This window comes from Planomonospora algeriensis, assembly GCF_977012225.1.
In genome coordinates, this window is record NZ_CDRNDK010000174.1 from 1 (window position 1) to 12,055 (window position 12,055).

The 12,055-nt window shown below is 72.4% G+C and carries 7 protein-coding genes and 1 pseudogene; 2 read left to right on the plus strand and 6 right to left on the minus strand.

Features of this window, described 5'->3' with window-relative positions; all coding sequences use genetic code 11:
- Positions 1–68 precede the first annotated feature (68 nt).
- Entirely contained in the window at positions 69–1,559 is a 1,491-nt protein-coding gene (locus tag ACWJ6R_RS18765) for a glycosyltransferase family 2 protein (protein WP_449063469.1), read from the minus strand.
- A 694-nt stretch (positions 1,560–2,253) separates the two neighbouring features.
- A pseudogene (locus ACWJ6R_RS18770) lies at positions 2,254–3,216 on the minus strand (glycosyltransferase family 2 protein); the annotation flags it as partial.
- A 160-nt stretch (positions 3,217–3,376) separates the two neighbouring features.
- On the opposite strand from ACWJ6R_RS18770, the gene ACWJ6R_RS18775 reads away from it, so the two are divergent.
- Both ACWJ6R_RS18775 and ACWJ6R_RS18780 read left to right on the plus strand, forming a co-directional pair.
- Entirely contained in the window at positions 3,377–3,694 is a 318-nt protein-coding gene (locus ACWJ6R_RS18775) for a hypothetical protein (protein WP_449063470.1), read from the plus strand.
- Positions 3,695–3,736: 42 nt separating this feature from the next.
- Positions 3,737–6,487, plus strand: a complete 2,751-nt coding sequence (locus ACWJ6R_RS18780) for a cation-translocating P-type ATPase (RefSeq protein ID WP_449063471.1) — start codon at positions 3,737–3,739, stop codon at positions 6,485–6,487.
- A gap of 21 nt (positions 6,488–6,508) precedes the next feature.
- Here ACWJ6R_RS18780 and ACWJ6R_RS18785 read toward each other — a convergent pair whose 3' ends face one another.
- The 4 genes from ACWJ6R_RS18785 to ACWJ6R_RS18800 all read right to left on the minus strand — a co-directional run.
- Positions 6,509–7,774, minus strand: a complete 1,266-nt coding sequence (locus ACWJ6R_RS18785) for an ATP-binding protein (protein WP_449063472.1) — start codon at positions 7,772–7,774, stop codon at positions 6,509–6,511.
- Between the two features lie 268 nt (positions 7,775–8,042).
- Complete coding sequence (locus tag ACWJ6R_RS18790) at positions 8,043–8,555, minus strand: pectate lyase family protein (protein ID WP_449063473.1); 513 nt, start codon at positions 8,553–8,555, stop codon at positions 8,043–8,045.
- Positions 8,534–10,309: a pectinesterase family protein gene (locus ACWJ6R_RS18795; protein WP_449063474.1), complete on the minus strand. Its 1,776-nt coding sequence runs from the start codon at positions 10,307–10,309 to the stop codon at positions 8,534–8,536. Before ACWJ6R_RS18795 ends, ACWJ6R_RS18790 begins: the two co-directional genes overlap by 22 nt.
- Positions 10,310–10,568: 259 nt before the next feature.
- A partial coding sequence (locus ACWJ6R_RS18800) for an aldehyde dehydrogenase (NADP(+)) (RefSeq protein ID WP_449063475.1) occupies positions 10,569–12,055 on the minus strand: 1,487 nt, incomplete at its 5' end.

Consider the following 12,055-nt stretch of genomic DNA (forward strand, 5'->3'; position numbering starts at 1 on the left):
GCGCGCCCGGCCGACCGTCACCTCGCCGGCCAGCGCCAGCCGGTGCCCCGCCGCCCAGTGCGACCGGATCAGCCGTGCCGTGCCTGGCACGGTGAGCACGTGGCCGCCGACGTCGACGCTGAGGTTGCCGTGCGGCCGGGTGAAGTAGGGCAGGACGATCGTCCCGCCGGCCAGCCGGGGCTCCGGCCGGGCGATCTCCCCGTCCCGGTCCGCGCCGAGCCGCGCCGTCCGGACGATCCCCTCGCACTCGACGGCCACGTGGACGTCCCAGACCCGGAGGGCAGCCCGGTGAGGTCGATCGTCCCGGTGAACTCCCCGCCGTCCCCTGCCGTGGGGACGACGACGTCGGCGCGGGGCGGTCCTCCGTCCGGCCGCGGGCGCAGCACCAGGGTGACGCCGTCGACGGCGAGCTCCGGCCGGCCCGCTGTGCCGAGGGTGCCCAGGGCGTCCAGCACGACCCGGCCGGCGACGGTCAGCGCGGCCGGCCCGGTGTCCCAGCGCAGTCCCGTGAGCTCCCTGCGCACCGCGGCCGACTCGATGTGCGCCAGCCGTACGAGGCGGTCGATGTCCTCCAGCGCGGCGATCCGGTGCCGGTCGACCGGGGTGAGGCGCTCGCGCACCCCGTCGGTCAGCCAGCGCTCGCACAGGTCGGCGACCTCGGCCGCGATCTCCTTGCGCTCGATCTCCCCCGCCTCCAGGAAGGACCTGCCGAGGTGGGCCAGGGCGTCCAGCCGCAGATGGCGGCGGAGCAGGTGGTCGCGGAGCGGGCCGGGCTGCACGTGGGCGGCCACGAGTTCGATCGGCTTCCTGATCATCCGCATCCAGGAGAGCGGGTCGCGGCTCCCCTTCCGCTGCATGATGCTGGTCCCGTCGGGCCGGTCGACCAGGTGGTAGCAGTCGTAGTCGGCGACCACCGAGATCACCTCGGCGTGGCAGTAGGCGTGGGCGGTGAAGACGATGTCCTCGCCGACCGTGAGCTTCTCGTCGAAGCGGACGCCGTGGCGCTCCAGCATCTCCCTGCGGAACAGCTTGAAGCAGGTGAGGCTGTTGTAGACGGCGCTGTCCCCCAGCGGCGCCCGTTCGGCGTTCTCCTGGAACATGGAGACCGGGGCCCTGCGCCCGTGACCGACGATCTTCCCCAGGACGATGTCGGAGCCGTTGCGCTCGGCCATGGCCAGCATCCGCTCGAGCGCCTCGGGGCCGAGGTAGTCGTCGGCGTCGCAGAAGAACACGTATCTTCCCCGGGCGACGGACAGGCCCGTGTTGCGCGGGCGGCCCGCGCCGCCCGAGACCTCCTGGTGGACGACCCGGACGACGCCGGGGTGGCAGGCCGCGTAGAGGTCGGCCAGTTCCCCGCCGCCGTCGGTGGAGCCGTCGTCCACGACGATGATCTCCTTGTCGACCCGCTGGACCAGCAGCGAGGTCAGGCACCGGTCCAGGTAGGGCCGGCAGTCGTGGAGGGGGACGATCACGCTCACGTCGACGGTGGACCGGCCGGCGCCCGCCGCCGGCTCGTCGCCGTGCCCCGTACGGACTCGCTGGAGGATCGTTCGCGTCACCGCACAGCCCCTCGTCGGTCACATCGCGCATACGTCGCGCTTCAGTATGTGACGAAGACAGGCCTTCGCGTGGCCGATCCATCCGGTTGGTCCGCTCACCTCCACACTGAGGTTGCCGTGCGCGGTGAAGAACAACCGGTTCGTACGGCTTGCGCCCTCGATCCTCGGCGCGCCGTGCCGGTCCGCGTTGAGCCGCACCTCGCGCGCGAGCCCCGGCAGTCCAACCGCACGGACACGTCCCACGTCCCCGGCGGGACCCCGGCCACCACGGCCCGGAAGCCTCCGCCGGCCGGAGCGGGAAGGGCGCCACAGGACGGAGCGGGAGGCCTGCCGCCTGCCGGGGGCGCGACCCGGCTCCGGGCGGGAGCGGGAAGGCGAGCCGCAGGCCGTCGCCGCGCCGCCGCAGGACGAGCTCCGCCTCGGCCGGCAGCCCCTCCGGTTCCAGCCGCGCGACGCCCTCCAGCGTGAACCCGTCCCGCCCGGCCCGGACCGCCGCCAGCCGGACCACCGGCCGCACCCTGGCGGTGATCTCGAACAGCCGGTCCGGCAGTCCGGCGCGGAACCCCGGGTAGGCGGCGAAGATCCGCCCGCCCTCCACGACCGCCGCGCCGTACGCCCGTCCGGCCGGGAAGCCCGCGGCCTCGTCGAGTTCCCGGCGCAGGCCGTGCCGGATGCAGTGGGCGCGGAGCGCGTCCGCCGGCGGGAGGCGGTCCATGATCCAGCCGGTCGCCCAGCGGTCCACGATCGGCCGGGCCAGGCCGGTCACCCGGTCCCGGGTCCGGCGGCCGAACGACCGCCACCGCGGGCCGAACCCGCTGAGCACCTCGCACCGGAAGTGCCGCATCATCAACCGGTCCCGCTCCTCGCCCGGCGGGGTGTGCCGTTCCACCAGCTCCATCACCTCGGCGACCTGCGGGAGCCGCTCCAGGGGATGGACCGGGGACCGGCTGGCGTTGCGGACGCCCTCGCGGTAGGTGAGGTAGTAGCAGTCGTAGTCGGCGACCACCGAGATGACCTGGGCGTTGAGGTAGGCGAGCGCGGTGAAGGGCTGGTCCTCGCCGGTGCGCAGGTGCTCGGGGAAGCGCAGGCCGAGGCGCTCGATCAGGTCGCGCCGGAAGAGCTTCTGCGCCGAGAGGGTGTAGTAGACGCCGTCCCGGTAGAGGTCGGCCCGGTCCCGGTTGCGGGTGAACGGCGTCCTCGGCACCCGGCGCCCGCCGACCCCGGCCATCCTGCCGAGCACCACGTCGGAGCCGTTGCGCTCGGCCGCCGCCACCAGGCGCTCCAGCGCCTGGGGCCCCAGGTAGTCGTCGGAGTCGAGGAAGAAGACGTAGCGCCCCCTCGCCAGGTCGAGCCCGGTGTTGCGCGGCCCTCCGGGCCCTCCGGAGGCGGCCTGGTGCACCGCTCTCATCTCCGGATGCCTCATCGCGTAGTCATCGAGCACGGCTCCGCTGCCGTCCGTCGATCCGTCGTCGACCGCGATGACCTCCAGCCTCTCCAGCCCGATGCTCTGCCCGACCACCGAGTCGAGGCACTCCCCCAGGTACGCCTCGACGTCGTGCACGGCCACGATCACCGAGACCACGGGAACGTTCACGCTCTCCCCCGACTGCCCCCCGGACAGGAGATGCCCCGCGATCCGCGCGGTGATCCCTCCCACGGCGGAATCGGCCCCCGGCGGGTACGGCGGCGCGGACCCCGGCGTCCGCCGCGGGCCGTGCCGATCCGAGCGGGCCGATTCGAGCGGGATGGCGAGGGCGGGAGCGGTCTCCGGTGAATTCCCGAGGTAGATCTAGCACATAGCGGGCATGCGGCCAGGCATGGGTGAGCGTTCAGAGGACTTCGACGTCAGCGCGGACGACTTCGGGGACGGCCCCGGATCCCGGCGGGGGGATCTGGACAAGCTGGCCGTCGGTCTGGCCATCTCCGAATCGCTGGCCAACCACGGCCATCACGCCCTGGCCAACGCGCACAGATCCGCCGCCGACTCCCACCGCCTGCTGGCCGAGGCCGCGGCCGGCGACGTCGGGGAGCACCGGCGGCTGGAGGAGTGGCACCGCTGGTGCGCCCTGGTGGAGAGCCAGCTCGCCGACGAGGCCGACGAGCTGACGCCCACACGGCAGGACCGGGGAGATTAGCAGTCGGCCGCGGGCCCGGGACCACGCCGAAATGACGAGGCCATGACCGAACCGACCGGCTCCGCTCCCTCACCGTGGCATGCCCTTCCTCCTGCCGAGGTCGTCCGCCGGCTCGGCGTGGACCCGCATACGGGGCTCTCCTCCGCGGAGGCGGCCCTGCGGCTGGAGCGGCACGGCCCCAACCAGCTCGACGAGGCGCCCAGAGAGCCCCGGTGGCGGGCCTTCCTCCGGCAGTTCCAGGACCTGATGATCGCCATCCTGCTGATCGCCGCCGTGGTCAGCGCCGTGGTGGTGCGCGAGTGGGAGACCCCCGCCGCGATCGTCCTGGTGGTGCTGCTCAACGCGACCATCGGCTTCGTCCAGGAGACGCGGGCCGAGGCCTCGCTGGAGGCGCTGCGGCGGATGAGCGTCACGACGGCGACCGTACGGCGCGACGGCCGGACCCTCCGACTGGACGCCCGCGAACTGGTCCCCGGCGACGTCGTCGCGGTCGAGGCCGGCGACCGGATCCCCGCGGACGGGCGGCTGCTGGCGTCGGCCTCGCTGGAGGTGCAGGAGTCGGCCCTGACCGGCGAGGCGCTGGCGGCCCACAAGTCGGCCGGAGCCGAGATCGGCGAGGACGTTCCGCTGGCCGACCGGGCGACCGCGGTGTTCATGAACACGTCGGTCACCAGAGGCCGCGGGGAGATGGCGGTCACCGCCACCGGCATGGCCACCGAGACCGGCCACATCGCCGGCATGCTCACCGCGACCGAGCAGGAGCCGACGCCGCTGCAGCGCCAGATCGACGCCCTGAGCCGGACACTCGCCCTGATGGCGGGCGTCGTCGTCGTCATCGTGGCCGTGCTGGGCCTGCTGCGCGGCCAGGAGTTCGGGGCGCTGTTCATGACCGCGGTCTCGCTGGCCGTCGCGGCCATCCCGGAGGGGCTGCCGGCGGTGGTCGCCTTCACCCTCGCCATGGGGACCGGCCGGCTCGCCCGGCGCGGCGCCATCGTCAAGCGGCTGGCGTCGGTGGAGACCCTCGGCGGCACCTCGCAGATCTGCACCGACAAGACCGGCACCCTGACGCTGAACGAGATGACGGCGCGGGAGCTGGTGGCGGCCTCCCGTCGCTTCACCGTCTCCGGCCGCGGATACGCGGCCGAGGGGCGGATCCGGACCACCGACGGGACGCCTCCGCCCGCGTCCCTGGACGACGCGCTGCTCGCCATGGCCCTGTGCACGGACGCCGTGTTACGCGACGGCGAGGTGATCGGCGACCCCACCGAAGGGGCCCTGGTGGTGCTGGCGGAGAAGGGGGGCATCGACGTCGCGGCCCTGCGCGAGGAGCGCCCGCGGCTGCTGGAGATCCCGTTCGACTCCGACTACAAGTTCATGGCGACCTTCCACCGCTGGACCGACGACGCGGGCCGCGAGATCGTCCGGTGCTTCGTCAAGGGCGCCCCGGACGTCCTGTCGGCGCGCGCGGTCCGGCACCTCGGGGAGGACGGGATCGCCGCGTTCGACGACGCCGCCCGGAAGCGGTACGACCGGGCCAACGCCGACCTGGCCGGGCAGGGCATGCGCGTCATGGCGGTGGGCGGGGAGGACTTCCCCGCCGAGGGCTTCGACCCCGGTGACGACCCGAAGGTCCTGCTCGACCGGATCACCCTGTTCGCCCTGGTCGGCATCGTCGACCCGCCGCGCCCGGAGGCGCGGCGGGCCATCGCGGAGTGCCACGACGCGGGCATCCGGGTCCGCATGATCACCGGGGACCACGCGGCGACGGCGGGCGCCATCGCGGGCGAGCTCGGCATCCCGGGCGAGGCCGTCACCGGCGCCGACCTCGACGGGATCGCCGACGACGCCGAGCTGGCCCGCCGGCTGGACGACGTCGGCGTCATCGCACGGGTCTCCCCGGCGCACAAGATCCGGATCGTCCGCGCCCTGCAGGGCCGCGGGGACGTGGTCGCGATGACCGGCGACGGGGTCAACGACGCGCCGGCCCTGCGCAAGGCCGACATCGGCGTGGCGATGGGGATCACCGGGACGGAGGTGACGAAGGAGGCCTCGACGATGGTGCTGACCGACGACAACTTCGCCACGATCGTCGGCGCCGTCCGCGAGGGCCGCGGCATCTACGACAACATCGTCAAGTTCACCCGGTTCCAGGTCTCGACCGCGCTGGGGTTCGTGCTGACGTTCCTGATCGCGTCGCTGACCGGGATCGCCGGCGGCGCGCCCTTCACCGCCCTGCAGATCCTCTTCGTCAACCTCGTCATGGACGGTCCTCCGGCGATGTCGCTCGGCGTCGACCCGGTCAGCCACGACGCGATGAGCCGGCCGCCCCGCCGGCCGCGCGAGCGGATCCTCACCCGCGAGCGCCTCGTCCGGGCCCTGCTGGCCTCCTCCGTGATGGCGGCGGGCACCCTCGCCGTCCTCGTCTGGGCTCCCGGCCCCGAGCCCCGCCTGGAGGAGGCCGGGGTCGCGGGCACGATGGCCTTCGCCACCTTCGTGTTCTTCCAGGCGTTCAACCTGCTGAACGTCCGGCACGACACCCGCACGCTGTTCAGCCGCGAGAGCTTCGAGAACCCCTCCGCCTTCGTGGCGACCGCGGCCGTCCTCGTGCTGCTGGTCCTCGTCGTGGAGATGGACGTCCTGCACGGCTTCTTCACCACCGTCGACCTCACCTCGGAGCAGTGGCTCACCTGCGCGGCCGTCGGCTCGGTGATCCTGTGGGAGGGTGAGCTGGTCAAGGCCGTGCTCCGCGGGATCCACCGCCGGAATCCGCCCGCGGCGGTCTCCCGCGCGTGAAGGCGGTGATCGCCGTACGGTTCAGGACCGGGAGGGTTCTTCCCAGAGGGCGCTGATGGGCAACGCGGTCAGCCTGTCCCCGAAGGACAGCGACCTCGCCCCGGTGTAGAAGACGAATCCATGGACGAAGTCCTCGCCTAGGCTGTCGCGAAGCGCCGTAAGCCCCCGGAAGTCCTTCTGGTCGACGGAGTCGGTGGCCTTCGCCTCCACACCGATGACGCGGCCGTTGTTCCGTTCGAGGACGAGGTCCACCTCGGCACCCTGGCTGATTCGCCAGTGGTGGAGCCCGATGCGGAACGGCGCCCAGGTGGCCTGCTTCGCGATCTCATTCGCGATGAACGACTCGACGAGCGGCCCCCGCGCGGGCGAGACCCGGGCGGCCAGGCCGTCGGCGTCCACTCCGATCAGGTGAGCGGCCAGCCCCGTGTCGGTGACGTGCAGCTTGGGGCGGCGAACCGCCCGGGCCACGAGGTTCCGGGACCAGGCCGGGACCTGGCGGACCAGGAACACGGTCTCCAGCAGGCCGAGATAGCGGGTGACCGTGGTGCGATGGAGCTGGAGATCACTGCCGATCTTGGCCATGTTCGGCTCCTGCGCCGTGCTCGCCGCGATGATGCCGAGCAGTCGGCGAAGGTTGCTCGGCTCCTCGATCCGCGCCATCTCCCTGATGTCGGTGTCGATGACCGACTGGACGTAGGTGCGGTACCACCCGTCTCGGGTGAGCTCCGATCGCATTCCGATGACCTCGGGGTAGAACCCCCGGCAGATCAGCTCGAAGTAGTCCCGCCGGCCGTACTCACTGGGTGACGAGGAGCGCAGCGCCTCGGGGTCGTTGAAGGCCGTGACGAGGAAGGGCCGGCCTGAGCCCGAGAGCTCTTCCTGGGCGAAGGGCCAGACTTCCAGGATGCCCGCACGGCCCGCGAGCGACTCGCTCAGCGAAGGCGTGGACAGGAACCTCGTCGAACCGGCCAGGACGAACTGTCCTCGCCCGTTCTCCCGGTCGACCTCCGCCTTGATGGCGAGGATGAGGTCGTCTCCGCCTCGCTGGATCTCGTCGATCATCATCGGGCGGGAACCGTCGGCGATGAAGGTCACGGGATCTGCCTGGGCCGCCGATCTCAACGGGCCGTCGTCCAGAGTGAGGTAGGTCCCCCGCCTCCCCTTGTTGAGCTGCTGGAGCAAGGTCGTCTTCCCCGACTGCCTGGGGCCGTTGACGATCACCACTCTGAAGGCGTCGAGGAACTCTTCCGCATGACCCGCCACATGGCGGGTGACCAGCTCCGACATGGCGGTCCATCCTCCGGCATCAAACCGCCCCGATAGCCGACCGACATTTCACGGGGCTCCGAACCGACAGACTACAACCCTGCAATCGACATTTGACGAGCCTTCCGACCGACATTTCCCGGCCATCTGTACGGTGATCGGCGATCACACGGGGAACCGCCTTCACGGCGGAGGCGGCCCGTGCCTGTGCACGGGCCGCCTCATCGGGGCGGGAGCCCAGGCGCTCGGCCGGATGGCCCGCACCTGAGCTCAGGGGCCGCCTCCGGTCTCAGATGCGCCCGGCGCCCGCGCGCGCGGGGACGGTCCGGGCCACCTTCGCGGCGGGGTCGATCCGGGTGAACAGGGTGGGCGTCCAGCCGGCGTCGGCGCCGAGGTCGGGGTCGTGGGCGGCGTTGTGGGCGGCGACCAGATCGGTCGGCGCGCCGCCCACCAGGTTGTCCTTGGCGGTGATCGCGGTGCCCTTCAGGACCGAGAGCACCTTCTCGGCGGGGATGCCGTCGAAGGCGTTGCTCTCCGCGTAGACCTTCGAGCCCGCGCCCACGCCGATGCTGTAGAGGTAGTTCTCACCGCCGGTGTAGTAGTTGTTGTAGATGTGCACCTGGCCGAAGCGCACCCGCGGGGTCCGCTGGCCCAGGCCCTCGAAGAAGTTGTGGTGCAGCGTCACCTTGAGCTTGTCGGCCTCGCCGTACCTGCTCGCGGTGTCGGTGTTGCCGATCAGCGTCACCTTGTCGTGGCCGCTCAGGTGGTTCCACGACATCGTCACGTGGTTCGCGCCGCGCACGATGTCGAGCAGCCCGTCGTGGACCTGGTACGCCGGCCGAAGTAGGACGGCTGGTTGGCGTCGGGGTTGTCGCCGTCGTTGAGGGTGTTGTGGTCCAGCCAGACGTGCGTGGCGCCGGAGACCTCGACGTTGTCGAAGGAGGCGTTCCAGTTGCCCTCGTCGCCGTCGGTCGGGTCCCACTGCGGGAAGCAGTCGGAGGTGTCGGTGATGGTGAGGTTGCGGACGATGACGTTGTCGACGTTCGTGATCCGGATGCCGAAGCTCTTCAGCGCGGCGTCGGAGCCCAGGCCGACCAGGGTGACGTTGGAGCCGACGTTGATGGTGACGTGCTGGGCCATCTTGTTGTAGGACGCGACGCGGGCCTCCTCCAGCGGGCCGGAGGGCACCTTGTCCCTGCCCCAGACCGCCGGGTCGTAGGCGGCCAGGTAGGCCGCCAGGCTGTAGCCGTTCACCGCGTAGGAGTCGCAGGTGAGCGGGTTGCCCGCGTCGTCGGTGTCGGCGTCGATGGCGCCCTTGACGTAGATGATCTTCGGGGTGTTGTCCGCCGGGTCCCCGAGCGCGGCACGGAGCTGCGCGGCGGTGGAGACGGTGTACACGTTCTCCGGGCGGGCGGCCGAACCGCCGGTGGTGCCGGCGCCCTCGGCGGCCCAGCCGTCGTTCTTCGCCAGCACCTGGCGGCCGAGCTGGTGGTCCGCACCGGTGGGGAAGCTGCGGAACGGGTCCCAGCCGTCGGCGCCCCTGAGGTAGTCCTCCGGGTCGTGCTGCCTGGCCTGCTCCCGGGTCAGCTGCGGCCGGTCGCCGTTCACGGCCGCGCCCGGGCCGCGGTTGAGGTACTCGGCGAGCCGGGCCTCCCGCCAGTTCAGGCCGGACATGTCGGTCCAGGGGGCGTCCTTGAACTGCTGGCCGAGCCAGGACTCGCGGATCAGGACCTGGCCGCGAGCGGTGGCCGAGCCGCCGGCCGGCCACGGGCGGCCCAGGTGGACGGTCTTGGCGGGGGCGTCGCTGACCAGGTGGCTGCGGTAGATCATGAAACCGTAGGGGTTGGACAGCTCGGTGCTGGCCGCGGTGACGTAGCCGTTGTTGCCGTCGGCGGCACCGCGGCTCAGGGACTTGATCATGCAGTTGTGGAACAGCGCGGTGGCCCGGCCGAAGATGAAGTCGACGTCGCCCTCGACGTAGCAGTTGCGGAAGTACTGCCGGGCCGTGGTGGTGGCGCTGGGCGTGTTGGCGTAGAGGGTGTCCTGGTTGCCGATGAACCGGACGTTCTCGTAGACCTGCCGGTCGCCGGTGGTGCGCACCGCCACGGCCTGGCTGTTGCCGCCCGCGGCCTCGTCGTAGGAGTTCTCGAAGGTGAGGTTGCGGGCGGTGAAGTCGGGCGCGCCGATCACGTAGGACGCGCTGCCCGAAGTGCCGTACGTGCCCGAGCCGTCCGGCTTCGGGGTTTTGGCGGCGGCGTCGAAGGTGAGCACGACCTTGCGCGGGTCGGAGGTGTCGCCGACCAGTGAGATGTACGGCTTGTCCGCGGGGATGACCACCTGCTGCTTGTAGGTGCCCTCGCGGACCTTGATGGTGACCGGCCTGGTGTTGCCGGCCGGGACGGCGTCGACCGCGGCCTGCACGGTCGTGTGGTCGCCCGAGCCGTCGGCGGCGACCACGATGGTGGCGGGGCTGGGTGCGGCGGTCTCTGCGGCGGCCGGCGCGGCCGCCGCGACGACCGTGAGTGCGATGACCGTGGGGAGTGTCAGGAGTCGCATCTGCAACCTTGAGGAGGAAGCGGCAATCGGTTGCATGAAACGCTGACGTAATCCCTCATTCACGTCAATAGTCTTTGGGGAAATCGCTTTCCATAGTTACAAACGCTTGCAATAAAGCTGAGAAGGGCATGCCGACGGCCCCGGAGGGTGGGGGGAGGGCCCTCCGGGGCCGTACGGACCCCGCCGGTGCGACGGGGCCGTCAGGGGGGTGCGGCGCGGGGCCAGGGCAGGATCAGGGCGGTCAGGGCGGTCAGGGCGGTCAGGGCAGGGCCGGCACCCCGTTCACCCGGCGTGGCAGCCGCCACGGGTTGTCGTCGCGCAGCGCCTCGGGCAGCAGGTGCGGCGGGCAGTCCTGGTACACGACCGGCCGCAGGAAGCGGAAGACCGCGGCCGCGCCGACCGAGGTGGTCGCCGGTTCGGTGGTCGCCGGGTACGGCCCGCCGTGCTCCTGAGCCCAGCCGACCGCCACCCCGGTCGGGTAGCCGTCGAAGACCAGCCGCCCCGCCCGGTCCCGCATCACCGCCACGAGGCGGGCGGCCAGCTTCTCCTCCTCCGGCTCGCTGTGCAGCGTCGCGGTCAGGTTGCCGGGGGCCGCGGCCAGCGCCTCGACCAGCTCGTCCTCGTCGTCGTAGGTGAGCACGACGGTCACCGGCCCGAAGCACTCCTCCGTCAGCAGCTCGGAGTCGTCCAGGGCGGAGACGGGCCCGGTGAGCAGCCGCGCCGCCACCTGCCGGCCGTTCTCCCCGGCCCGGCCGGCGGCCGCCACGCGCAGGCCCGGTACGGCCTCCAGCGCGGCCGCGCCCTGCTCGAACCGCTCCCGTATGCCGTCGCCGAGCAGCACCTGCGGGCCGAGCGCGGCGAAGTGCCCCGCCATCGCCTCGACCAGTCCGGCGCCCGCGGGGGCCAGGACCAGCCCCGGCTTGACGCAGAACTGCCCGGCGCCCAGCGTCGCCGAGGCCGAGAGCCCCGCAGCGATCTCCTCGGTACGGCGGGCCGCCGCGCCGGGGGTGACGACGAGCGGGTTGAGGCTGCCCAGCTCCCCGTAGAACGGGACCGGCTCGGGCCGGGACTTGGCCAGGTCGTGCAGGAAACGGCCGCCCGCGGTCGACCCGGTGAACCCGACGGCCTTGACCAGCGGACTCGTGACCAGCGCGATCCCGGCCTCGTGACCGTGGACGAGCTGGACGACCTCCTCGGGCAGGCCCGCCCGGCGGGCGCCCTCCTGCAGCGCGGCCAGGGTCAGCTCGGAGGTCTCCGGGTGCAGCGGGTGGGCCTTGACGACGACCGGGCAGCCCGCGGCCAGGGCGCTAGCGGTGTCGCCGCCGCCGACGCTGAAGGCGAAGGGGAAGTTGCCGGCGGAGAAGACCCCGACGACGCCGAGCGGGACGTTCATCCGGCGCAGGTCCGGCCTGCTCCCGCCCGCGGTGTCCAGCCGCACGTCGAGGAAGGCGCCGTCGCGCAGCACCTCGGCCATGAGCCGGAGCTGGCCGGCGGTCCGGGCCACCTCATCGGTCAGCCGGGGCAGGCCGAGCGCGGTCTCCGCGTCGGCGGCGTAGACCAGGGTGTCCACCCGCTCGTCCAGCACGTCGGCCATGGCCTCCAGCAGTGCGGCCCGGCCCGCGGGCCCGGCCGCGTCCAGGACCGGGAGCACCGCCTCGGCCTCGCGGCAGGCGCGGCCGACCTCCTCCCGGCTGGTGGAGACGTACTCCCCGGGCGGCGCTCGCCCGACGCGGCGGTCGACGCTCC

What these genes read in the sequence shown, in the direction of transcription:
- ACWJ6R_RS18785 (WP_449063472.1), bottom strand. Translation starts at nt 7,774, where the DNA reads ATGTCGGAGCTGGTCACCCGCCATGTGGCGGGTCATGCGGAAGAGTTC.
- ACWJ6R_RS18795 (WP_449063474.1), bottom strand. Translation starts at nt 10,309, where the DNA reads ATGCGACTCCTGACACTCCCCACGGTCATCGCACTCACGGTCGTCGCG.
- ACWJ6R_RS18780 (WP_449063471.1), top strand. Translation starts at nt 3,737, where the DNA reads ATGACCGAACCGACCGGCTCCGCTCCCTCACCGTGGCATGCCCTTCCT.
- ACWJ6R_RS18775 (WP_449063470.1), top strand. Translation starts at nt 3,377, where the DNA reads ATGGGTGAGCGTTCAGAGGACTTCGACGTCAGCGCGGACGACTTCGGG.